Source organism: Cryobacterium ruanii, from assembly GCF_004404055.1.
Lineage (GTDB): Bacteria > Actinomycetota > Actinomycetes > Actinomycetales > Microbacteriaceae > Cryobacterium > Cryobacterium ruanii.
In genome coordinates, this window is record NZ_SOHK01000015.1 from 326,667 (window position 1) to 348,615 (window position 21,949).

The 21,949-nt window shown below is 64.7% G+C and carries 21 protein-coding genes; 9 read left to right on the plus strand and 12 right to left on the minus strand.

What is annotated here, in order from left to right; translation table 11 throughout:
- Positions 1-130 precede the first annotated feature (130 nt).
- The 6 genes from E3T47_RS11090 to E3T47_RS11115 form a co-directional block, all read right to left on the minus strand.
- A complete protein-coding gene (locus E3T47_RS11090) occupies positions 131-916 on the minus strand; it encodes an acyltransferase family protein (RefSeq protein WP_134556115.1) in 786 nt (261 codons plus the stop codon).
- A complete protein-coding gene (locus tag E3T47_RS11095; protein ID WP_134556116.1) occupies positions 904-2,370 on the minus strand; it encodes a hypothetical protein in 1,467 nt (488 codons plus the stop codon). The genes E3T47_RS11090 and E3T47_RS11095 overlap by 13 nt, the downstream gene beginning before the upstream one ends.
- Positions 2,367-2,726, minus strand: a complete 360-nt coding sequence (locus tag E3T47_RS11100) for a PadR family transcriptional regulator (RefSeq protein WP_134556117.1) — start codon at positions 2,724-2,726, stop codon at positions 2,367-2,369. Before E3T47_RS11100 ends, E3T47_RS11095 begins: the two co-directional genes overlap by 4 nt.
- A 424-nt stretch (positions 2,727-3,150) precedes the next feature.
- Entirely contained in the window at positions 3,151-4,050 is a 900-nt protein-coding gene (locus tag E3T47_RS11105) for a M23 family metallopeptidase (protein WP_338419391.1), read from the minus strand.
- 149 nt (positions 4,051-4,199) lie between these two features.
- Positions 4,200-7,817 (minus strand): methionine synthase, encoded by a 3,618-nt coding sequence (metH, locus tag E3T47_RS11110; RefSeq protein ID WP_134556118.1) that lies wholly within the window; start codon positions 7,815-7,817, stop codon positions 4,200-4,202.
- A gap of 696 nt (positions 7,818-8,513) precedes the next feature.
- On the minus strand, positions 8,514-8,840 hold the full coding sequence (locus E3T47_RS11115) for an antibiotic biosynthesis monooxygenase family protein (protein WP_134556119.1): 327 nt from the start codon (positions 8,838-8,840) through the stop codon (positions 8,514-8,516).
- Between the two features lie 255 nt (positions 8,841-9,095).
- Here E3T47_RS11115 and E3T47_RS11120 point away from each other — a divergent pair, with 255 nt between their 5' ends.
- Both E3T47_RS11120 and E3T47_RS11125 read left to right on the plus strand, forming a co-directional pair.
- The gene (locus E3T47_RS11120; protein ID WP_134556120.1) at positions 9,096-9,389 is read left to right on the plus strand and encodes a putative quinol monooxygenase; all 294 of its coding nucleotides are present in this window, start codon (positions 9,096-9,098) and stop codon (positions 9,387-9,389) included.
- A 96-nt stretch (positions 9,390-9,485) separates the two neighbouring features.
- Positions 9,486-10,169, plus strand: coding sequence for a histidine phosphatase family protein (locus E3T47_RS11125; protein ID WP_134556121.1), 684 nt, complete (start codon positions 9,486-9,488; stop codon positions 10,167-10,169).
- Between the two features lie 165 nt (positions 10,170-10,334).
- Here E3T47_RS11125 and E3T47_RS11130 read toward each other — a convergent pair whose 3' ends face one another.
- The 3 genes from E3T47_RS11130 to E3T47_RS11140 all read right to left on the minus strand — a co-directional run bounded on the left by E3T47_RS11130 (position 10,335) and on the right by E3T47_RS11140 (position 12,263).
- Positions 10,335-10,685, minus strand: coding sequence for an MmcQ/YjbR family DNA-binding protein (locus tag E3T47_RS11130; protein ID WP_134556122.1), 351 nt, complete (start codon positions 10,683-10,685; stop codon positions 10,335-10,337).
- Between the two features lie 23 nt (positions 10,686-10,708).
- Positions 10,709-11,707: an LLM class flavin-dependent oxidoreductase gene (locus E3T47_RS11135; RefSeq protein ID WP_134556123.1), complete on the minus strand. Its 999-nt coding sequence runs from the start codon at positions 11,705-11,707 to the stop codon at positions 10,709-10,711.
- Between the two features lie 85 nt (positions 11,708-11,792).
- The gene (locus E3T47_RS11140) at positions 11,793-12,263 is read right to left on the minus strand and encodes a methyltransferase family protein (protein ID WP_166805701.1); all 471 of its coding nucleotides are present in this window, start codon (positions 12,261-12,263) and stop codon (positions 11,793-11,795) included.
- A gap of 288 nt (positions 12,264-12,551) precedes the next feature.
- Here E3T47_RS11140 and E3T47_RS11145 point away from each other — a divergent pair, with 288 nt between their 5' ends.
- The 4 genes from E3T47_RS11145 (at position 12,552) to E3T47_RS11160 (ending at position 15,054) form a co-directional block, all read left to right on the plus strand.
- Positions 12,552-12,746: a hypothetical protein gene (locus E3T47_RS11145; protein WP_134556125.1), complete on the plus strand. Its 195-nt coding sequence runs from the start codon at positions 12,552-12,554 to the stop codon at positions 12,744-12,746.
- A 123-nt stretch (positions 12,747-12,869) separates the two neighbouring features.
- A complete protein-coding gene (locus tag E3T47_RS11150; RefSeq protein ID WP_198416622.1) occupies positions 12,870-13,148 on the plus strand; it encodes a beta/alpha barrel domain-containing protein in 279 nt (92 codons plus the stop codon).
- A 271-nt stretch (positions 13,149-13,419) separates the two neighbouring features.
- Positions 13,420-14,304 carry a 3-methyladenine DNA glycosylase gene (locus E3T47_RS11155; RefSeq protein ID WP_134556221.1) on the plus strand — a complete coding sequence of 295 codons (885 nt, stop codon included), beginning with the start codon at positions 13,420-13,422 and terminating at the stop codon, positions 14,302-14,304.
- Positions 14,305-14,484: 180 nt separating this feature from the next.
- Complete coding sequence (locus E3T47_RS11160) at positions 14,485-15,054, plus strand: hypothetical protein (RefSeq protein ID WP_134556126.1); 570 nt, start codon at positions 14,485-14,487, stop codon at positions 15,052-15,054.
- A gap of 53 nt (positions 15,055-15,107) precedes the next feature.
- Here the strand turns inward: E3T47_RS11160 and E3T47_RS11165 are convergent, their stop codons facing one another.
- Positions 15,108-15,509, minus strand: a complete 402-nt coding sequence (locus E3T47_RS11165) for an ankyrin repeat domain-containing protein (RefSeq protein WP_198416623.1) — start codon at positions 15,507-15,509, stop codon at positions 15,108-15,110.
- Positions 15,510-15,639: 130 nt separating this feature from the next.
- Between E3T47_RS11165 and E3T47_RS11170 the strand changes: the two genes are divergently transcribed.
- Together E3T47_RS11170 and E3T47_RS11175 are read left to right on the plus strand one after the other, a co-directional pair.
- Positions 15,640-16,272 (plus strand): hypothetical protein, encoded by a 633-nt coding sequence (locus E3T47_RS11170; RefSeq protein WP_134556127.1) that lies wholly within the window; start codon positions 15,640-15,642, stop codon positions 16,270-16,272.
- A 104-nt stretch (positions 16,273-16,376) separates the two neighbouring features.
- Positions 16,377-17,153 (plus strand): alpha/beta fold hydrolase, encoded by a 777-nt coding sequence (locus E3T47_RS11175; RefSeq protein ID WP_134556128.1) that lies wholly within the window; start codon positions 16,377-16,379, stop codon positions 17,151-17,153.
- A gap of 86 nt (positions 17,154-17,239) precedes the next feature.
- On the opposite strand, the gene E3T47_RS11180 is transcribed toward E3T47_RS11175, so the two are convergent.
- Positions 17,240-18,358: a fibronectin type III domain-containing protein gene (locus tag E3T47_RS11180; protein WP_241982183.1), complete on the minus strand. Its 1,119-nt coding sequence runs from the start codon at positions 18,356-18,358 to the stop codon at positions 17,240-17,242.
- A gap of 385 nt (positions 18,359-18,743) precedes the next feature.
- On the opposite strand from E3T47_RS11180, the gene E3T47_RS11185 reads away from it, so the two are divergent.
- Positions 18,744-20,609: a DEAD/DEAH box helicase gene (locus tag E3T47_RS11185; protein ID WP_134556130.1), complete on the plus strand. Its 1,866-nt coding sequence runs from the start codon at positions 18,744-18,746 to the stop codon at positions 20,607-20,609.
- A 191-nt stretch (positions 20,610-20,800) separates the two neighbouring features.
- Here the strand turns inward: E3T47_RS11185 and E3T47_RS11190 are convergent, their stop codons facing one another.
- Positions 20,801-21,832 carry an NADPH:quinone reductase gene (locus E3T47_RS11190; protein WP_134556131.1) on the minus strand — a complete coding sequence of 344 codons (1,032 nt, stop codon included), beginning with the start codon at positions 21,830-21,832 and terminating at the stop codon, positions 20,801-20,803.
- Positions 21,833-21,949: the final 117 nt, after the last annotated feature.

Below are 21,949 nucleotides of genomic sequence, written 5' to 3' on the forward strand. Positions count from 1 at the left end.
CCGGTTTTCGCATTTCGTTGACCGGAACCACTCTCCGGGACGGCCATCCCGCTCACGTAGCCGCGTGCAACATTAGCGTTTGAGGACGATGCTTGATCGGCGTGGATGCGGTGGCAAGGAGCGGCCGCGTTCAGGCCGTGGTTACACAAGGTGCAGATTTCGGTTGACGACGAGGAATAGCTCGGGGTCTCACTAAACGTTTCAGGCCGAGGGCCGGGGCTTCGAGATGATGCCAGGAGAGAGTCGCGACCGCCAGGGTGAAAAGGATCGTCAGTGCCACCGAGTACACGACCGGAAGATCTGGATTCACTTGGAGAACAAGCTGCTGGATTGGATATCCCCACAAGTAGACGCCATAGGACAAATCAACCCCGGAGCGGGTGTTCTTGGAGCGCAGTGCAATGGTAAGGACGGCCGCGGGCACGACCGCCCAGGCGCAAATCGTTGCTATCGGTGCGATGAATTCGCCGAGCAGAAGCCACCCGACGACGAGGCACGCCATGAGCAAGGCCGGGAAATGCCGACGATCCACGCGGAGGTGGCAAGCGAGGGCGCCAAGCGCGAAGTAGGAGCACACCAGCAGTACACCGGACAGATAGAGCCACGTTTGCGGGGTGTTTAGGTATTCGCTGAGGGTGAGCTCGGTAGCGAGCGGTCCAATGACGACCACGGTGAGGAGCACCACTGCCGCGAGGGCGGGCAGGATGCGTAAAGCGCGATTGCGCACGAAGGAGGGGAGGTTGGGCCAGCGGTTCCAACTCGACGTGATGAGGTAGCCGCTGATCGTGAAAAAGACATACAGCCCGAGGGTGTGGAGCGGTATTCCGCCCACGCGTGGTGCCGGTGTTTCTCCGTTGAGGACGTACCCGTGCCCGACGACCACGGCAACAGCCGCGAGAAGTCTTAGCTGCCGCATGAGGCGAGCCAGTCGTTCACTGTGGTGCGCGCTTCTGCGATGTTGTGGACGCCGATGAGGTCGCGGACCTCGGCGGGCGTATAGGCGATTGAGGTGAGACGCTCCTCCACGGAGTGCTCCATGTGTGGAAGTGCAGCGGCCGGTTCCGCACCCAGGAGCAGGGCTATGGCGTACTGCACGCCCACCTCCCGCCCAGACACGGGGCCGTCAACGGAATCGGGCACTGCGCAGCTCTCGGAGGCATAGACCGCTTGGCCATAGCTGGCGAGGATCGCCGCATCCGAGTCCCCTAAACGTATGGAAACCTTGTTGATCGGGGACCCGTGCTCCTGCCCGTCGCTCAGGCCGCCGACATAGGGGGTGACTGCAGCTCGCATCGGGAGACCGGCAGCGACTCCACGTTGGAACGCCTGGGTCACCACGGGACGGATCGCTGTTATGAACTCTGCTTCCTGCTCGGGCCAGAGGCACACTTGCGGGGATGTGCCCTGGCACTGCAATTCGGTGAGGTCTCGTCCGATCTGACTGGCTTGACCGAGCGCAGGGACAGACGGCGCAACGGCCACGAGTATCGCCACAATCGACAATGCCACGCCCACGAACGACACCGATCTCAGCATGCCGGGACGTACGGCGACGAGCAGCAGGGTGATTACGGCGAGCGCCGCGCCACTGGCAATGGCGATGAGCTGAGCCTGCGGATGCGGGACGACATCGACCCAGAGGCAGCACTGCGTCAGGCCGGCGCCGGTCACATTGCGCCACGCGAGCACAGCACCATCGAAGGGCATCGAATACCACGCGCAGAGCAGCGCACCCGCGACAGGAACAGCCACCACGGGGGGCAACACAGTGCCAAGGGCGAAACCTATGGCCACCGCTCCGAGTGCAAGACCGGCAAACGATAGCGGAACGATAAGCGCGCTCGGCGATCCCGTCGCGGGGAGGCCAGAAACGAGAAGGCTCAGAAGAACAACCACCAGGTAACCGAGCAGCAGACTGGCCAGCACCGGCGCCATCGACCATGCAGCCCTGGCTACGCGCTTCCGCGACCCATCACTTGAAGCGGCTCTCCGGCCGTGCCGGTGGCCTTGCACGGCGGCGATCACCGCAGCCAGCGGGAGGGCCAACGGCGCCGCCGATCCGCCCGCCGTTAGTAGCGCTGGCCAGTAGCGCTGCACCAAGAACGGATTGGGCACCTGCCCCGACGCCCACAGCATCACGATCAGCAGGAACATCCCACCCCAAAAAGCCGGCGACGTTCGTGCTCGCAACCAGATGCCACGGCTGGCGAGATGAAAATCCTCCATTAGATCCCCGTGCCGCCGCTGGCGCAGCTCGACGAGCGTGTCAATGACCTCAGCTCCGTACTGCTCCCGCCACCACTCGGGAAAAAGTCGAATCGCCAATCGGGTCGTTGGCCCGAGTGACTCCACCGACGCCAGGGAGCTCATGCCCAGGCTCCGCTACTCCAGCCGAAGGCGAAGCCGGGGCGGTGCGCAAGGCGGACGGTCGCCCGCGCTGCAAGCTGCTCCATGCGAGCGATCTCCTGAGCGAGGGTCGCAGCGCCGTTATCTGTCAGTTCGTAATATCGACGAAGTCGACCATCAATGATTTCCTCCCCCGCGGGAGAGATGAGTCCTTCCTTCCGCAGCCGATCCAATGCTGTGTACAGCGTCGCCACGCGAAGAGTTACTCGACCGTCCGAGAGCGTCTCAGCTTCAGCGATGAGGCCGTAACCATGTTTCCGTCCCTCGGCCAAGGCCGCAAGGATCAAAAAGGTTGGCTCATGCAGGGCGCTGGAAGACATGGCACCAACATACATCACTCATTGATACATATCGACGCTTGAGCGTTCAGTGTTGACTTTCGTGGCAGCTCACCTGACAGTCGCTAGCCAGCACCAGATGCAGATGTACTGTGCTTCGAACTTAGGCTCGACCTCCGCAAGGGGAACCCTCTACGGGTCAGCTCTCTACGGGTCAGCCCTCTACGGGGCGGTGGACGTGGAACAGGGGCGCTAAGCCGCGCTTGCCCACCCGCTCGAAAGTCGATCGCGGTGCGCACTGTTGCCTTCACGCGATCGATCAATCTTGGTAGCGACGTTGTGCGGCAGGCTGCTCATCGCATGGTTTTGTTTCAGGCCGTTTCGACGGCTCTGTGCACTTCTGCGCGGGCTACTTGGTCGCGGGGAATCGTTCTTACGAGAGCCAGAACTTGGGGCGACGCCGCCCCTAAACCGGCGGTCCAGTCTTGTTTGCCGGATCGGTCCGTGTTGTTCGCCGAACTCGCCCTGTTCGGGATCGGGTCGGGCGAGTTATGGTCGGTGACATGAGCGTCCCTACCGCTGCGAAGCGACGTGTTCTGGTGCTGGTGGTCGACAACGTGAATCTGCTTGACCTTGCCGGTCCTGTCCAGTCTTTGATGCTGCGAACTTTTTGGGTGCACAGTACGAAATCGAATATGCGGGCGAGAGGGGCACTGTCTGGTCCGCGCAGAATTTGCAGCTCAAAGATGATCGGACGGCCGCGCGCCGTCGGCCAGAGAGTTGAGTCCGTGACCTGCACGTGCACGTGAGGTTGCGTGCTATTACCCGAATTCCCGCACGAACCAATGGTCTCGCCCACCTCGACTACCGATCCCACTGCGACGTTCACCGTTCCACTCCGCAGATGGGCCATGAGTACGAAGGGCCCGGAAGAAGCCATCGCGATAACCACATGATTGCCGGCGATCGCGCCGACGCCCTTCCGAACACGGCAAGCTTGAGAAAGCGCGTAAGGAATTAGCGCCAATTGTGAGCGGCGGGCCTCGTGATCAAGCTCACCGTCGATCGCGGCAACCACCGTGCCCGATGCCGGCGCGAGGATTGGTGCACCGAATCCGATAAAGACCTCAGGGGACTCTGTTGCCAGCACCGAGCGCCAGCCGCGCTTTCCCGAATGACCGCGTTCGTTGACAGCGACGAAGTCGATCGCGAATGTCGTGCCGAAAAGATGAGTGCCATGGCTAGGAACGCGGTTCGCCGGGCTGTTCCCCGCGACCCACCGGCCCCGGAACGGTAACCGGAGCACAACTGGAGAAGTTTCCAACATCCCAGCATCTCCTCCGGCCGCGCAAATGGTGTCGCCCATACAAGCGACAGGCTCAGTGTAACGAGAAGCACAAGTCTTGCCCGTGAGCCGGACGTCCACCCAATCAAGGCGGCACCGTGCAAGAATGCCCTTGCCTTCAAGCGATCTAGGGCACCAGCCGCCGCGCCGTTCAACTCGCCGCCGTTCACCTAAACCGAGAAGTACTTCGCCTCCGGGTGGTGGAAGACGAACGCGTCGGTTGACTGCTCGGGGTGCAGCTGCAGTTCCTCCGACAAGACCACGCCCATCCGCTCGGGTCTCAGCAGCTCGACCACCTTGCGGCGGTCCTCCATCTCGGGGCAGGCCGGGTAGCCGAGCGAGAACCGGGCACCGCGATACTCCAGCTTGAACATTCCCGCAATGTCGCGCGGGTCTTCGCCACCCACGCCAAATTCCGAGCGGATACGGGAGTGCCAGTACTCGGCGAGCGCCTCGGTCAACTGCATGGTGAGTCCGTTGAGTTCCATGTAGTCGCGGTACTGGTTCGCGGCGAACATTTTGGCCGTGACCTCGTCGACGTGGGCGCCGGCGGTGACCAGCTGGAGGGCGACGACATCCGTTTGTCCAGACTGGCGCCCGCGCACGAAGTCCGCCAGGCACAGATGTTTGTCGCGGCGCTGCCGGGGAAAGTTGAAGCGCAGGCGGTCGGTGCCGAGTTGGCCGCCGGAACCGCCATCCGGCGCGAGCAGGCCGGCCTGACCGAGGCGCCCGGTGGGGTCGTCACCGTGGTGCAGCACGATCATGTCGTCGCCCTCGGCGACGACGGGAAAATAGCCGTAGGCAACCGAGGCGTCGAGCATACCCTCGCCCAGGATACGGTCTAGCCAGTAGCGCAAGCGCGGCCGTCCGACGGTGTCGACCAGTTCCTGGTAGCTGGCGCCGTCTTCGGCGCGGCTGGGCTTGAGCCCCCACTGCCCCATGAAGGTGGCGCGTTCGTCGAGGAAGGCCGAGAAGTCGGCGAGGGCCACACCCTTGACGATGCGGGTGCCCCAGAACGGCGGCACCGGGATGGGGTTCTCGCTCGCGACCTCGGAGCGCACCGGCATCTCCTCGGGCTCGGTGAGGGTTAGCAGGGTCTTTTTGTGAATGCGCTTCTTGAGCGCCGGCAGACCCACCGAAAGAGGATCGGCGCCGCGGGCGATGGCCACGAGCGGTTCCATCAGGGCGAGTCCCTCGAAGGCGTCACGGGCGTACCGCACCTGCCCGGCGAAGACGCTGTCGAGGTCGTCCTCGACGTACGAGCGGGTGAGGGCGGCCCCGCCGAGCAGAACGGGCCATCTACCGGCGAGTCCGCGCGACTCGAGTTCGAGCAGGTTTTCTTTCATGACCACGGTCGATTTCACGAGCAGCCCGCTCATGCCGATGACGTCGGCGTCGTTCTCTTCGGCGACGCGGATAAACTCAGCGATCGGCTGTTTAATGCCGATGTTGATCACGTCATAGCCGTTGTTGGTGAGGATGATGTCGACGAGGTTTTTGCCGATGTCGTGCACGTCGCCGCGCACGGTGCCGAGCACGATCGTGCCCTTGCCTGCCGCTTCGGATTTCTCCATGTGCGGCTCCAGCAACGCGACGGCGGCTTTCATGACCTCGGCGGACTGCAGCACGAACGGCAGTTGCATTTCACCGCTGCCGAAGCGGGCGCCGACGACCTGCATGCCCACAAGCAGGTGCACGTTGACGATGTCGAGAGCGCTCAAGCCCCCAGCCCGGGCAAGGTCGAGGTCGGCTTCGAGGCCCTTGGCTTCTCCGTCGATGATGCGACGTTCCAGCCGTTCGCCTACCGGCAGCGCCGCGAGTTCGGCGGCGCGTTCGTCTTTCAGTGCGGCGGAGTCGACGCCGGCGAACAGGTCGAGCAGAGCAACGAGCGGGTCGTAGGTGAGGGTTCCCTCGGCGTCATACTCGCGGCGGTCCCAGACCAGGTCCAGGGCCACCTTGCGGCGGTCGTCGGGTACCGAGGCGAGCGGCACGATCTTGGCGGAGTTGACGATGGCGGAGTCGAGGCCAGCTTCGGTGGCCTCATGCAGAAAGACCGAGTTCAGCACCGAGCGGGCGGCGGGGTTGAGCCCGAACGACACGTTCGACACGCCGAGCGTGGTGTGAATACCCGGGTACTTCGCCTTGATCTGCCGAATCGCCTCGATGGTTTCGATGCCGTCGCGGCGGGTTTCTTCCTGGCCGGTCGCGATAGGAAAGGTCAGGGCGTCGACGATGATGTCCTCGACCCGCATACCCCACACGTTCACGAGGGTATCGACTAGGCGGGTGGCGATGCGCACCTTATGCTCGGCGGTGCGCGCCTGGCCCTCTTCGTCGATGGTGAGGGCGATGACGGCGGCGCCGTGCTCCTTCACGAGCGGCATGATTCGGCCGAACCGCGACGTGGGGCCTTCGCCGTCTTCGAAGTTGACCGAGTTCACGACCGGCCGGCCACCGATGAGTTCCATGCCGGCCTGCAGTACGGCCGGTTCGGTGGAGTCAACGACGAGAGGCAGCGTCGAGGCGCTCGCGAGGCGGGAGACGACCTGTTTCATGTCGGCGACGCCGTCACGGCCCACGTAGTCGATGCAGACGTCGAGCAGGTGGGCGCCGTCGCGCACCTGGCTCCGGGCGATGTCGACGCAGTCGTCCCAGTTCTCGGCGAGCATGGCATCGCGAAATGCGCGCGAGCCGTTGGCGTTGGTGCGCTCCCCGATGGCGAGAAAGGCGCTGTCCTGGTCGAAACTGACGTGCTGGTACAGGCTCGCGACGCCGGGATCCGCTTCGAGCGTGCGCGGTTTCACGGTGACCCCGCGCAAGCGTTCGACCACCGCGGTCATGTGTGCGGGAGTCGTGCCGCAGCATCCGCCCACGAGCCCCAGCCCGAACTCCTTCACGAACTGCTCATGCGCCGTCGCCAGCTGGTCGGGGGTGAGGGGGTAGCTCGCGCCGGTCTTCGTCAGCTGCGGTAGGCCGGCGTTGGGCATACAGATCACGGGCACGCGCGAAAACTTGGAGAGGTGGCGCAGGTGCTCGCTCATCTCGGTCGGTCCGGTGGCACAGTTCAGGCCGATCGCGTCGATGCCGAGCGGCTCGAGCGCGGTGAGGGCGGCGCCGATCTCACTGCCCATCAGCATTGTTCCGGTGGTCTCCACAGTCACCTCGACGAAAATCGGCAAGCGGATGCCGGTTTCGGTAATGGCCTGCTTGCATCCGTTCACCGCGCTCTTGGTCTGCAGCAGGTCCTGCGAGGTCTCGATGAGGAAGGCGTCGGCGCCGCCGCGGATGAGGCCGAGCGCCTGCTCAGCGAAGGTGGACTTGAGGTTGGCATAGGTGGTGTGGCCCAAGCTCGGCAGCTTTGTGCCTGGACCCATCGACCCGAGCACCCAGCGCACGCGGCCGTCTTTCGCTTGGAAGCTCTCGGCACTGGTGCGGGCGATCTCGGCGCCGAGCCGGGCGAGCTCTTCGATGCGGTCTTCGATGCCGTAATCGGAGAGGTTGGACCAGTTCGCGCCGAAGGTGTTGGTCTCGATGGCGTCGATGCCGGTCTCGAGGTAGACGTTGTGGATGGCTGCGATGATGTCGGGGCGGCTCACATTGAGGATCTCGTTGCAGCCCTCGAGCTGCTGGTAGTCCTCGAGCGTGGGATTGTGCTCTTGCAGCATGGTGCCCATCGCGCCGTCGGCGATGACGACGGAGTTGGTGACGGCATCCAGCAGCGCCTGGGATCGAGCCGGGCGAGCCGCATCGACAGTTGTTTCGGCGGCAGTCCTTGGCACAGTGCTCATTAGCCCAGCTTAACAGCGGGTCCGAACGGTTGGCCGCGCCGAAGTAACGTTTCTTAGCCTGAGCGGATGCGCGCGGCTGGCCGCTGAGAGTGCGCCCGACACTCGGCAGCCCATTGCGGGCGCCGAGTGTCGGGCAAGCCGCGTGGCACGCGGCGACGCCTTCGGAGAGTGACGAAAGATCCCGTGCTAGGCACAGAGATCAGAGCCCCGCATTTTTCGCCACTCACGAGCGTCGCCACAACCGCTTTCCCCCGGAAGCCACGTTAGACACGTTCAGCGTAGCCCATTGGATGACCGGTGCAACAACCGCCGTGGTCGCTCCCGGCGGAAGGACTGGGGGTGCTCGCCTACCTGGGGTGCTCGCCTACGCCGTCATCAGCCTCACCAGCGCCGCGCTCGCCGTTGTCTACCCTGACTTCTTGCTGGTTGGCTGGGCGCACCGCCTACACCCTGACACTGCTCTTTTTCCCGATCAACCGCGTTCTCGGCCTCGGGCTCCCAGCAGCCGTCGACGGCATGGCCGCCGCCAGAAAAAACTACCGCGACCGCGTGCTGCTTTGCAAGATCACACCGCTGCAACTGCTTACGGCACGTCGAAATTCGGGACAGCCTGCTTCTGCTCGAGGACACGGCCGCCCCGGAGGCCGACGCGCCCGTCTGAGCCGTGATCACCGGGCGGCGATGGAATCGCCCCTGTCAGTGCCCGGTTCCACCGGCGATCGTGTACGACCACAGTTCGCTGTTCACTCCGACGGGGCGCGCGGCCGGTTCGCCCTCCTTGGGCGCCTCGCTGCGGTGGCCGTGAGCGAAGGACGGGGAGCTGAGCCAGGCCTGGAACGATTCCTCATCGGCCCAGCGAGTCACGACGAGCCAGGTCAGGCGGTCATCGGTCGGTTTGAGCAGCTCGAAGCCTTCGAAACCGGGGCGGTCGTCGACGGCACCGGCACGGGCAGCGAAGCGCTGGGCGAGTTCGTCGCCGCCATCGCTCGGCACGGTGATGGCATTGATCTTGATGATGGTCATGGGACTGCTTTCTGTTTGAACGCGCGTGGGTAGTTCTTCCATGCTGCCACCCTCCGCTGCCAGGCCGCGCCGGGGACCCATTGCGGCCAGACAAAGCCGGTGCGGTCGGCGCATCCCTCTTCCCCGCCACACCGCGTTCCCTATGCTGGACCTGCGCGACATTTTTCCTGATCCGTCAGGGCTTGCAGGAATGCCGACGTGATCAAGCGCTCGTAACCGATTTTGCCCCGTGACCTCAACCTGTTTGGAGCTGTTGTGCCTATCACCGCTTTTCTCGATATTTATGTAAAGCCCGAGTCCCTCGCCGAGGCTCCCGCGGTGTTACACGACACTCTCCTTGCTACCCGCGCCTTCGACGGATGCCTCGGTGTCGATGTGCTCGTCGACACCGAGGACTCCACGCACTTTGTTCTCGTGGAAAAATGGGTCTCGCTGGAGCACGACACCGCGTATCGCACCTATCGTGCGGGACCGGGTAAATCGTCTTTGGGAACGATACTCTCCGGCGCGCCCGTGCTCACCAAGTTCGAGATCGCCACGGACATCTGACGCAACTGCCGGGGCTGAAACTCGAAACCCTCAACGCTGCGGCCGTCGGCGCACGCGTCTTCTATTGGCCAGTCGCGTTGCCTATGCTGGAGGTAAATGAGACTTCTCCTGATTCGCCATGGCCAGACTCCCGGCAATGTTCTCGGTCGGCTCGACACCGAGCATCCCGGACCGGGTTTGACCAATCTTGGCCTGAGGCAGGCCGCCGCAATTCCTGATGCCCTGCGCTCCGACCCGATCGACGCCATTTTCGTGTCGACGCTGCTGCGCACCCGGCTGACGGCGCATCCACTCGCCGCCCACCGCGGCCTCGAGCTTCAGGTTGCGACCGGGTTGCACGAGATCGAAGCCGGGGCGCTCGAGGGGCTGCGCGATCGGGTATCCGTTCGCACCTATTTGGAGACAGCGGTGGCGTGGGGCTCCGGCGACCTCGACAAGCGTATGCCGGGCGCTCACGACGGTCACCACTTCTTCCGTCGATTCGATGCCGACATCGCTGTTGCGGCGGACGGTTCCGACGTGGCCGCGGTGTTCAGTCACGGCGCGGCCATTCGGGTGTGGACCGCGGCCCGCGCTCAGAACGTGCCGGCGACCTTCGCGGGCGAGAACGAACTCGACAACACCGGTGTGGTCGAGCTGACCGGCTCACCCGAGGAGGGCTGGACGCTGCTGTCGTGGGCCGGCCTGCCGGTGGGCGGCATGGCCCTCGCTGATCGCAGCGCTGCTGATCCGTTGGGCGAGCCGATCCCCGAGGCCGGAGGCACGACATCCGCTCGCTGACCCGTGAGTTTCGTACGTCGACCCGTGAGTTTCGATTCGATTTAAACGACTCAACGGTGTGAGACTCACGTCGCGGCTAGGTTGGGGCCTGAAGCTCACGGCTCGGCGACTACCCCTATGGCAGGTCGAAACCGCCGTAGATGAATGCGAGCGTTTTCGATAAAACTAGCTTGGATTAGCGCGAGTCGCGCGGGGCCGCACGAGTGCATGGCTGTCGCGCAACAGCTGTTCGACGAGCTCAGCGGGTACGTTGCCGTTGAGCACGATCGTGATCCAGTGCTTCTTGTTCAGGTGATAGCCCGGCGTAATCCAGACGGAAAATTCTTCGCGGAGGGCACGACCTTCTTCGGGATCACACTTGAGCGACACCGTGAGCGGCTCGCTGGCCAGGGCCGCGAGGGCGAAGATCTTGCCGTTGCCGCTGGTCTTGAACACGCTCGTCTCCTCGCCGAACGGAAACGTTTCCACCGCCTGGGGCAGGCTCAGGAAGAGGTCGACGAGCGCGTCCGGGGTCATGCTGCCAACCTAGTGGCCCTGAGCTAGGCAGCGACGAGACTCATGACATCGGCGGTCAGTTCGACCGACCGCAGGCGACCGTCGATGAACGGTGACTGGTGGGCCAGGATGAGTTCGTCAGCCCCGGTTCCCTCGACAAAATCCTCGAGGTAGGCACGCACGTCGTCGGCCGTGCCGACCGCGGAATACCGCATCATATTGGCGATATTGCGACCCTCCGGCGTGGTCAGGAAGACGTCGATCTGGTCGTCGCTGTACTCCGGGGTCGCCGGCCCGCGGGAGAGCATGCCGCGCACCCGGGTGCGGCGGGTCGTCTCAAACTGGTGCATGGCATCCGCTTTGTCGTCGGCCGCGATCACGTTCGCCGCAACGATGAGGTGCGGCGCTGCGAGCTGCTCCGACGGCGCGAAGTCGCGGCGGTAGAGCGCGATGGCGTCGTGCAGTGCGTCGGGCGCGAAGTGGGAGGCGAAGGCGTAGGGCAGGCCCAGCGCGGCGGCGAGCCCGGCACCGAACAACGACGACCCCAGGATATACAGCGGCACATTGGTGCCGGCGCCGGGTACGGCCTGCACGCCCGGCACGACGGACTGACCGCGCAGGTAGGCCTGCAATTCCATGACGTCCTGGGGAAACTGGTCGGACGCGCGCGGGTCGCGGCGCATCGCCCGGGCGGTGTTCTGGTCGCTGCCGGGCGCCCGGCCGAGGCCCAGGTCGATGCGGTCGGGGTAGAGCTCGGCGAGGGTGCCAAACTGCTCGGCGATCACGAGCGGGGAGTGGTTGGGCAGCATGACGCCGCCGGATCCGAGCCGGATCGTGCTGGTCTGCCCGGCGACATGGCCGATCAGAATGCTGGTCGCCGACGATCCGATGGTCGGCATGTTGTGGTGCTCGGCGTACCAGACGCGCTCGTACCCGTGTTTTTCGGCCGCCTGCGCGAGTGCGACGCTCGCCGCGAAGCTCTCCCGAACGGTCTGCCCGGGGGCAATCGGAGCGAGGTCAAGAATGGAGAGCGGAATAGTCATACTGGTGGCAACACCGCCGCGCACAAATCGTTACCCGGCTCCCGAAAGGTGCCCGCAATCGCTGGGTCTGGTCAATCGCGCGGCGTCACTCGCCCGCAGCAAGCCGGCCGATACCGGGCACGAATCGCCCGACCCGCGCACCGTAGCTGCGGTAATCGGGGTGCTCGGCTAAGAGCATCCGCTCTTCCCACCGGGTCTTCATCGAGAGCAGCCCGACTAGCGCGACCCAGGCCACCACGTGCCAAGCGGATGCCCCCACCAGCACGAGCGCGACACCGCCGGTCATGAGTCCCGCATAGATCGGGCTGCGCATGAGCCCGTATACCCCCGTAGTGACCAGCTGGGCCTTCTCGCGTGGAATCGGACTCGCTGTCAACGCCGACCCCAGTTTGATGACGCCGAGAACCACGAGCACGGCGCCGACCAAACCCAACGAAATCGCTGCCACGATCACTCCGACGTTTGTGAACCAGAGTGTGCCGTGCGGTATGAAGGCCAGGGCTGCCAGCAGAAGAAATTGCCCGGTCACCAGGCTGAGTGCGAGTGCACGTTTCATGGCTTGAGGGTACGCCCGGGTGGGACTCGCACCCATGCAGGTCAACGACGGATCTTCACCGCGTAACGAAATGAAACATTTTCGCTTTTGGGCAGACAAACCACACGACGACAACTTACCCTCGTACGAACAGACCAGCTCCGCCGAGGCCGCCGGAGAGTGACATCGGGCTTCGATTCCGATCGCGTGCCGACTTATCGTGCGCGATCAATTCGAGGCACGCGCCTGCTGCGGCAGGTGCATTCGCCCGGCACCTCAGACGAGATGCCCCGCTGAAGTGGAGCCACTATGACCGACGACGAACTCCTTCTTGAAATCGACTACACCGGCTACGACAGCTCCTGCCGCGACCCGCACATCACACCGGCCGAGGACCTTGTCGAGTGCCGACGCCTGCGCGGCCACGGTGACGAACCACACGGCACCCGGGCCGGCATGCGCGCCATCCGCTGGCAGGCCGGCGCCGCTCCCCTCGCCGCGTAGATACCCGACTGCCGGCTCCACTTCGACCGCACCCGAACCTGGCGCCCCGCCAGCTAAAATCGCGCCGTCACCACCGCCGAAAAGCCCAATTGGGATAAGTAGGGACCCCCGGGAGACACCTAGATGTTTGAACGGGGAGCGGATGATTCACTGACTCCGCGAGCCCTCGCCCCCATGTCCTACCAGCCTCTCACCGACGACGAGGTCTTCGGCCTCTACCGAGCGGTCACGGCCGAGTCGACGATTCTGCTCGTCGTCTACGACAATCCGGGCACCACCCATGTCACGTTCAGTGACGAGTTGCACGGCCGCATTGCCGTGCTGCCGAACATCGGCTCGATCAAGATTCCGGGTGTACCTGCCGCTGCTGCGCCGGCAAGAATCGCCGCCCTCCGCCCGTGATTCCCGCGCGCGTCACGGTCGGCGTCGGCCTCGATTCTGCGGCCCGCAGCGAACTCGAGCCGACCCTGCGCCGGCTGGGCCTGGGCGGCTGATTCCGGTCAGCTGAGTCCGGGCGTCACGGTTGCAGCCACCATGCTGATCCGGTCGAGACTCAGGGAACAGCTTCATCCAGGCCGGTTGTCGTCGCTCGGTCCTCGGTCCTCGGTCGGCTGCCACGTTGCGCGGGTATCCTCAATGGGTGTACCCAACTGACCAGACCCGGGTGCTCGGGATGACCGAGTGGCGGGGCCTCGAGCAAGCCCACGAAGAACGCGCCGACGCGTTTACCCGTGGCCGCCGCGAGCGCGCGGCAACCGGCAAGACGCATCCGGTCGACGATTTTCTGTTCACCTACTACCCGTTCCGTCCCGGCTTGTTGCGCCGCTGGCATCCCGGAGCGGGCGTGCTGCTGCAGGGCGCCGCCGCCGAGCCTCGCGCGAACTGGAAGTGGTACCGTCGCGAAGGTAGCGACAGCCAAGTGGATGCCGCCGCCTTCTCCGAGAAGAACGAGCGCGTCATCCGCTTCATCGGTTCACTGCTCAGTGCGACTCGGCAACGCCCCGCCCATTTCGGCTGTTTCGGACTGCACGAGTGGGCCATGGTTTACCGCCAGGGTGAACACCGGCATGTTGCGCCGCTGCGCCTCGGCCAGGGCGACACCGACGCCGTCGTCGACGGCAACCGCGTGGCCTGCAGCCACTTCGACGCGTTCCGATTTTTCACTCCCGCAGCGATCCCCTTGAACCAGCTCTCGCCCTCTCGGGAGAACCAGCCGGTTCTGGAGCAGCCCGGCTGCCTGCACGCCGGAATGGACATTTACAAATGGGTGATCAAGCTCGGCCCACTCGTTCCCGGCGAGGTGTTGCTCGACTCCTTCGAACTCGCGCGCGACATTCGCCAGCTCGACATGGAGGCCTCGCCCTACGACCTCGCCGATTGGGGCTATGCGCCGGTCGCGGTTGAGACTGCCGCCGGTAAGGCGGAGTATGTGCGTCGCCAGCGCGGTTTCACCGAGCGCAGCAACGCGTTGCGTGAGCGTGTCGTCAGCCTACTCGCCGGCCCCTCGATTGAGATCGAGCGCGATTTGCCAGATTGTTCTCAGGTTTCACCGCGGTGACGAGCGGATGCCGCTCGTAGCGGCGATCCGCGCCCGTGGCGTCGACCGAGTTGCTCGTTCAGAACGATCAACGACACCCATTTGGGGCACAGTAACCAAACCGGTTGGGCCGGGGCTCCGGACCATCTGTGCGGCCCGAGAAATGATCGGGCCGGAACAGAACAACGAATAGGAGCTCTCATGAACACGATCACGAAGCACACGAACGTTCGCAAGATCACCGCGCTGGGAATCACCGGCGCCGCAGCATCGGCTCTCATCATCGGCGGTTTCGTCGCCCCAGCCCAGGCCCTGGACGGCGACAGCACCAGCACCAGCACCAGCACCAGCACCAGCACCGACAGCTCGTCCGAGCAGAATCGCCTGGACATCATCGGCGACCTGTTCAACTTCTCGGGCAACGACTCGACCGGCAACGGCGTGCTCGGCAACGACACCTCGCTCGGCGGAGTCGGCAACGGCGGCCTCGTGAACGGCGGAGTGGTAGATGGCCCGCTCGTGAACGATTCCCTCAACAGCGACATCGGTGATGTCGCCTCCGGCAACGAGGTCGGCAACGACGCGTCCGTCGCCAACGGCAACGACGTGGTCGCTCCGATCGACGCTCCCGTCACCGCTCCGGTTGACGCCGGCAACGGCACCGATGTCGACTCCGACGTCGGCAGTGTCGACGTCGAAGACATCGACGGCTCGGTCGACGCGATCGTCAACGACGTTCTCGGCGAAGTCGGTCTCGGCCTCGGCCGCTAACCAGATTGTGTTAACGAGGGCGTTTCCCCCGCGGGTGACGCCCTCGTTGTGCGTCAGGCGCGCGGGTACGACTCGATGACCTCCCGCATACGCGGCAGACCGAACTGGTCGGCGATGGCCACGCCACTGTGCGTGCCGAGGCTTGGGTCAGCATCCGCTTCGAGCAGCAACCGCAGAATGACCTCGTTGTTTCGAAAAATCGCGCAGGAGATGGCGGTCTGGCCCATCGCATTAATAGCGGATGCGTCCGCCCCGCGTCGAAGCAGCTCCGCGACGGTCTCGGCGTGCTGCTGGTAGGCAGCGACGATCAGCAGTGTGTCTCCGCGCGGGTTGACGACGTCGAGGCCGACTCCGGCATCGATCATTTCGCCCAGCGGGCCGGTCAGGCCGTCGCGGGCGAGGTCGAAGATGCCCTCGATGACCTCGGGACTGAGCCCGGATGTGTTCTCGTTCACTGATTGCTCCCGCTCGATAAACCGTGGGACCAGCTTAACCGGCGCGGGCCCGCAAGCGTCTGATGACACGATTCGGCGACCAACACCGACCGCGTTGACGACGCTTGCGGGTCGGTGCCACACTCAGAGCATGAAACCTCGACCGTTCCTATTCGCGGCGTTGGTCGCGACCGGTCTGCTCGCCCTCACCGCGTGCGCGGGCGACGCGGTTCCCGGCGCAGACGTGCCGAGGATGCTGCCGCCGTACGTCGCATTTCCGCAGCCGTTGCTGTCGGGCGACGAACTGGTCGGCCAGGGCACGGTCCTGCAGCAGGGCGACGCCGAGCCACAACTCTGCCTGGGCCCCATTATGGAGTCCTACCCACCGCAGTGCAGCGGCCCGACGATTCTCGGCTGGGACTGGTCGCAGGCACAGTATTCCGAAACCGCGGGCGCGGTGACGTGGGGCCCCTACGCGGTGTTCGGCACCTGGGATGACACCGCCTTCACCCAGACCCAGCCGCCAATTCCGCTGTCCCTGTATTCGCCGATCGGCTCTCCCGATCCGCGCCAGGACCCGGCAAACGCGGGAGCGAGCGACGACGCCACTCTGCAGGCCATTCAGGACGGACTCAACCAGCCGCAGGTGCTGACCTCGATGCCGATGAACGGCTACCTGTGGGTGTCCGTGCTCTACGACGATGGCACCATCCAGAAATTCGTCGACGAGCAGTACGGCCAGGACGTCGTCATCGTGCAGTCAGCTCTGGTTACGGCGAGCTGACCGCCGCCGCAAGCACGGCCACCGCCGTGACGTCGGTCACGAGGGACGGCGGTGGTGAGTGAATCGGGCGAACCGGCGGGCAGCATCCGTGGTGCAATAGGGAGATGTTGCATCGAAACGCCCCCGAACACCGTTTTGTTCCGTCCCTCGATGGCGTGCAACTGGCCACCTATGAGCTTGGTGACCCGGAGCATCCGACCGTGTTCGTGGTACACGGCTTCGCCTCGAGTGCGATCGCCAACTGGCACGCGACCGGGTGGACTCGCGACCTGACCCGCGCCGGCTTTCACGTGATCGGCATCGACCAGCGCGGCCACGGAGCGAGCGACAAACCGCACTCGACCGATGCCTACTCGATGGAGTTGCTCGTCGGCGACGTCGAGGCGGTACTCGACGCCTACCTGCTCACCGAGGTGCGCTACGTCGGTTATTCCCTCGGCGCACGGGTGGGCTGGCAGGCCGCCCGTGAGCTGGGCGGCCGCATCACGCAAGCCGTGCTCGGCGGCATCCCCGACGGCGATCCGCTCAAGCGTTTTCAGATAGCGGATGCCCGCGCCCACCTCGAACACGGCACCGAACTCACCGATCACCTCACGGGCACTTATCTCACGATGGCGAAGGCTCTGCCGGGCAACGATCTGGCGGCCCTCGTCGCCTTGGTCGAAGGCATGCGCGGCGGCCCGCAGCCCGTCGCCGCAAACGCGCCCAGTCAGCCGCTGCTGTTTGCCACCGGCAGCGAGGACAGCATTCTCGCTGCCTCCCGGGCCCTGGCCGCGGCCACGCCGAACGGTGCCTTCTTCGAGATTCCCGGCCGCAACCACTTCAATGCGCCGCCGTCGCGGCCGTTCCGCGAGGCGGCGATCGACTTCCTCCAGCACTGATGCTCAGCCGAGCGAGACGGTTCTTTCGTCATCTATGAGATCAGTCTTGCAGAGCTGCCCGTGCTTCACGGGGGCGAAGCGACAGACTAAACCCGGGGAGTGACCGCCGTCGACCGTTTCCCGTCCGGTCCGATACCGACCCTATTGGCCGCCGCCACATCAAAGGTGTACGCGGTGCCGTTTCTCAGCCCGGTCACGACCGCCGATTGTGCCCGCCCGACCACGAGTTTCGTGGTCACGAGTTTTCCGTCCGCGTAGGCTCGCACCCGATAGCCGAGTATTGCCGCACCGCCGTTGGATGGCGCCGTCCAGCGCACCGTAGCGGATGCCTTTCCCGCTATGGGCGTTCTAATCGTCGGTGCCCCCGGGACAGTCCGAACGGGGATGTGCACGGCGACGTAGTCGGCGTCTTCCACGCCGCCGAAGAGGAGGCCAGTCATCATGGTCATTGTGATCAATGGTGCTGCCCCTGGCTGCACGAATTCTGATGTCGATGAGGAACCGTCGCGAACGGTGACCGCGATTTTACTCCCGTCAGCAGACACCACAGAGGGCAGCGGAAGGTTGTCCAGTGAGTCCTCGTTGAGGTCGGATCCGAGAGTGACCTGCCGTGACACGAACGGTGCAGTGGTGCCCGTCCAGAATCCCCGGGGGCCCGCCACTCTGACCAGGTCGCCGCTTCGCACCGTCAAAGTGGACGTTACCCAATGCTGCTTGATGGAATACACCGTATCAACATCTCCTCGAGCGAGGCTGAGGGCCGGGGTACGCTCGCCGGTACTCGTACCACGCTCCAGAATCAGGTTGGCCTCCAGGCTGTCCCCGGAGGGAAAGCCCACCTGCGGCGGTTGCGCTGATGCTCCGGTCCCCGAAAACGTCACCCCGTAGTAACCGGCGGCATGAATTGGACCACTGTCGTCCGACGGACCGATCAAGGGCCGATGATCTGGCGTCACGGCGAAGAACCCGGCCGGCAAGGGGATCGTGACGCTGCGTTTCTGAGCGTCGAGCGATGCGGTGCCACCCACGGTGAAGTTTTCTCCATACAAGCTAAAGCGCACGGTGTTGACATTCAGTGCGGCGACGTCGGCCGGCAAGATAAAACGGATGCTTGTGCTCGATGTGGGCAGGCTCATGCGGTGATCGAGAAAACCGGCGTCGTTGTTGATGAACACCGAGTGTGAGTAGGGTGCCGGCAGCGTCACTGAATGAGTCACCGTCCCGATCGCCGTGGCACTGGCACTGGCACTGGCACTGGCACTGGCTCCGACTGTGGCAAGGCCCAGCACCGTTGCCAGCGCGGCAGCCAGAACTGCACGCCAGCGGATTGATGCTTTCTGGTTCTGACGAGAACTTTGCGCGAACATTGGCGGTGCCTTTCACCCAGCAATGAGCCCCCTCCGAGCGACGCTGCCCGGAACTCAACGAATATAGCGCGATCACGCCACCAAAAGGGGTGTTCAACTCCACCTGTGCCGGCGCTACCTGCATGCGCGCCGTTGAGCGGATGCCGCGGCCGCGGGCATCCGCTTTGCCACGCGCCGGACGAGCCTTTACACGGGGAGCGGCGGCGTCGACTACCGTTGTAGTATGACCGCACCAGACACCACTGCGCAGAACGAGGCAGACGCTGCCACTGCAACCAAGACCTTTGCCGATCTCGGGCTCAACGACGCCATGCTCAAGGCGCTCAAAGCCGTCGGCTACGAAACCCCCTCGGCCATTCAGGCCGCCACCATTCCCCCGCTGCTGGAGGGTCGCGACGTTGTCGGACTCGCCCAGACCGGCACCGGTAAGACGGCCGCGTTCGCGCTGCCGATTCTGAACCGGCTCGACCTGTCGCAGAAGAACCCGCAAGCCCTCGTGCTCGCGCCCACGCGTGAGCTCGCACTGCAGGTGTGTGAGGCATTCGAGAAGTACGCCGCCCATATGCGCGGCGTGCACGTGCTGCCGGTCTACGGCGGACAGGGCTACGGTCAGCAGCTGTCTGCCTTGCGTCGTGGGGTGCACATCGTTGTCGGTACTCCGGGCCGCATTATGGACCACCTCGCCAAGGGCACCCTCGACCTCTCGGAGCTGAAGTTCCTCGTACTCGATGAGGCCGATGAGATGCTGAACATGGGCTTCGTGGAGGACATCGAGACGATTCTCGCGGACACCCCCGACGACAAGCAGGTTGCGCTGTTCTCGGCTACGATGCCGGCGCAGATTCGCCGCATCTCCAAGAAGTACCTGCACGATCCCGAAGAAATCACGGTCAAGAGCAAGACCACGACCAGCGCGAACACCACCCAGCGCTACCTGATGGTGTCGTACCCGCAAAAGCTTGATGCGCTCACCCGAATTCTCGAGGTCGAGAACTTCGAGGGCATGATCATCTTCGCCCGTACCAAGAACGAAACCGAGTTGCTGGCCGAGAAGCTGCGTGCGCGCGGCTACTCCGCCATGGCGATCAACGGTGACGTGCAGCAGGTGCAGCGCGAACGTACGATCAACCAGCTCAAGAGCGGCAAGCTCGACATTCTCGTCGCAACGGATGTCGCCGCTCGCGGCCTCGACGTGGAACGCATCAGCCACGTCGTCAACTACGACATTCCGATCGACACCGAGTCCTACGTGCACCGCATCGGCCGCACCGGCCGCGCCGGTCGCTCGGGCGCAGCGATCAGCTTCGTCACACCGCGCGAGCGTCGCCTGCTCTCTGCGATCGAGAAGGCGACCCGCCAGCCGCTGACCCAGATGCAGCTGCCGAGCGTGGAGGACGTCAACGTGACGCGCTTGACGCGTTTCGACGACGCCATCACGTCGGCACTCGACGAGACGGACCGCATCAGCAAGTTCCGCGACATCATCGCGCACTACGTGTCCCACCACGATGTGCCCGAGGTCGACGTGGCCGCTGCCCTCGCGGTGGTGTCCCAAGGCGAGACTCCCCTTCTGCTCTCGGCCGAGGACGTTCGGGCGCAGCAGCGCGTCGAACGCGACGAGCGGGTCGAACGCTCGGAGCAGCGCGGCGATCGCCCGGACCGCGGCGGCCGTTCAGATCGGCCCGATCGCTTCGGCCGCGACGACCGGGGCGGCCGCGACGACCGGGGCAGCTACGCTCCGCGCGAAGACCGTGCGGTACGCAGCGAACGCCCGGTGCGTTCCAGCGGCAAGCCGATGGCGCAGTACCGCATCGAGGTCGGCAAGCGGCACAAGGTGGAACCGCGCCAGATTGTTGGCGCCCTCGCCAACGAGGGCGGGCTGAGCCGCGACGACTTCGGGCACATCAAGATTCTGCCCGAGTTCTCGCTGGTCGAGTTGCCCGCTGACCTGTCGGGCGATGTGTTCTCCAAGCTGGAAAACACCCGCATCAGCGGCAAGCTCATCGAGCTGCGCGCCGATAAGGGCGGCGCGTCCCGTTCCGCCGATCAGGGTGATCGCCCGCCGCGCGCTCCGCGCCGCGAGTACTAAAGTCTGAGCTCAGGAGCCCCCTCACCGTTCGCGGTCAGGGGGCTTTTGCACGTTTTGACGACCGTCCCCGGGGCTAGTCCAGAAAATACGTGCCAGGGGGATCCTCGGCGAGCATGACCACGCGGAACTCCGTCGCCACCCGGCAGGCCAAGGCCCACACCGGCGTGATTTCCTGATTTGGCCACCGCGGGTCAGCCTACTGAGACGTCGATGAGCACCTTACCCGTGACGCCGCTCTCGACGAGGGCGTGGGCATCCGCTGTGTGGGCAAGGTCGAAGCGATGCAATTGCAACCCGGCCTCGACCCCAATGGAGAGCGCACCGTCCATCAATGCTTCGTTGATGCTGGCAGCGGCCTGCTGCACGACCTCGAGGCCGACCGTGTACAGCAACACGAACTGGTATCGCACGTTCAGGCTGAAGTGCTTGCGCACATCGAGGGTTATCTGGTCGCCTCCGTTGTTGGCATAGACCGCGATCGATCCGCGGTTGCGAATGACCTCGAGGTCGAGTGCGGAGTTTTGGGCGGGGGCCACCTCGACGATGAGGTCGACGCCATCGGGCGCAATGCTTCGAATTTCGGTTGCCACGTCGGAGTCGGTGTAAATGACCACGTGGTGTGCCCCGGCAGCCGTCGCGAGGGCGGCTTTGGCTGACCCACTCACGGTCGTGATCACGGTCGCGCCCGCCCAGCGAGCGAGTTGGATAGTGGCGTGGCCGACAGCGCCGGCACCTCCCGCGACGAGCACGATCTTGCCGTCGAGCGCCCCCGGATGCAGCCGCCGGGGTCCGTCCTCAGCCACTGTGAGGGCCCGGTAGGCGGTGATGGCTGGCACGCCGAGGCTGGCTCCCTGCTCGAAACTGGCCGGTGACGGCAAGAGAAAGACGCGTTCCGCCGGGAGCACCGCGAATTCCTGGGCTGTTCCGCTGTTTGCCCGCTGGTAGGCGGCGAGGGCGAGCCAGACGCGGTCGCCGACGGACACGTTCGAGACACCGGCTCCGACCGCATCGACGAACCCGGAGCCGTCCTGATTGGGAACCACGTCGGCGAACGCGAGCGCTTCCCCCGGGGCCGACCCGCGCCGCGATTTCCAGTCGGTGGGGTTCACCCCGCTCACCACTATGCGCACGCGCACCTCGCCGGCACCGGGATCGATCACCGGCCGCTCGACAAGGTGGAGCACGGACGGGTCACCGGTTTCGCTATACACAATGGTCTTCATGTGGAACCCAACGCTCGAGGCGCCGGAATGTTTCCTTAGTGAGCGGTTCGCTCAACAGTGGCCCCCGGATTGGCGCGAATGGTGGTCATGGTCTCGCTGAATGCCCGATCGATATCG

Excerpts from the sequence above, each read along its gene's own strand:
- E3T47_RS11095 (WP_134556116.1), bottom strand. The coding sequence starts at position 2,370 with ATGAGCTCCCTGGCGTCGGTGGAGTCACTCGGGCCAACGACCCGATTG.
- E3T47_RS11150 (WP_198416622.1), top strand. The coding sequence starts at position 12,870 with ATGTTTGAACGGGGAGCGGATGATTCACTGACTCCGCGAGCCCTCGCC.
- E3T47_RS11115 (WP_134556119.1), bottom strand. The coding sequence starts at position 8,840 with ATGACCATCATCAAGATCAATGCCATCACCGTGCCGAGCGATGGCGGC.
- E3T47_RS11155 (WP_134556221.1), top strand. The coding sequence starts at position 13,420 with ATGACCGAGTGGCGGGGCCTCGAGCAAGCCCACGAAGAACGCGCCGAC.
- metH (WP_134556118.1), bottom strand. The coding sequence starts at position 7,817 with ATGAGCACTGTGCCAAGGACTGCCGCCGAAACAACTGTCGATGCGGCT.
- E3T47_RS11130 (WP_134556122.1), bottom strand. The coding sequence starts at position 10,685 with ATGACCCCGGACGCGCTCGTCGACCTCTTCCTGAGCCTGCCCCAGGCG.
- E3T47_RS11170 (WP_134556127.1), top strand. The coding sequence starts at position 15,640 with ATGAAACCTCGACCGTTCCTATTCGCGGCGTTGGTCGCGACCGGTCTG.
- E3T47_RS11175 (WP_134556128.1), top strand. The coding sequence starts at position 16,377 with ATGTTGCATCGAAACGCCCCCGAACACCGTTTTGTTCCGTCCCTCGAT.
- E3T47_RS11100 (WP_134556117.1), bottom strand. The coding sequence starts at position 2,726 with ATGTCTTCCAGCGCCCTGCATGAGCCAACCTTTTTGATCCTTGCGGCC.
- E3T47_RS11135 (WP_134556123.1), bottom strand. The coding sequence starts at position 11,707 with ATGACTATTCCGCTCTCCATTCTTGACCTCGCTCCGATTGCCCCCGGG.
- E3T47_RS11140 (WP_166805701.1), bottom strand. The coding sequence starts at position 12,263 with ATGAAACGTGCACTCGCACTCAGCCTGGTGACCGGGCAATTTCTTCTG.
- E3T47_RS11160 (WP_134556126.1), top strand. The coding sequence starts at position 14,485 with ATGAACACGATCACGAAGCACACGAACGTTCGCAAGATCACCGCGCTG.
- E3T47_RS11145 (WP_134556125.1), top strand. The coding sequence starts at position 12,552 with ATGACCGACGACGAACTCCTTCTTGAAATCGACTACACCGGCTACGAC.
- E3T47_RS11090 (WP_134556115.1), bottom strand. The coding sequence starts at position 916 with ATGCGGCAGCTAAGACTTCTCGCGGCTGTTGCCGTGGTCGTCGGGCAC.
- E3T47_RS11190 (WP_134556131.1), bottom strand. The coding sequence starts at position 21,832 with ATGAAGACCATTGTGTATAGCGAAACCGGTGACCCGTCCGTGCTCCAC.
- E3T47_RS11105 (WP_338419391.1), bottom strand. The coding sequence starts at position 4,050 with ATGGGCGACACCATTTGCGCGGCCGGAGGAGATGCTGGGATGTTGGAA.
- E3T47_RS11125 (WP_134556121.1), top strand. The coding sequence starts at position 9,486 with ATGAGACTTCTCCTGATTCGCCATGGCCAGACTCCCGGCAATGTTCTC.
- E3T47_RS11185 (WP_134556130.1), top strand. The coding sequence starts at position 18,744 with ATGACCGCACCAGACACCACTGCGCAGAACGAGGCAGACGCTGCCACT.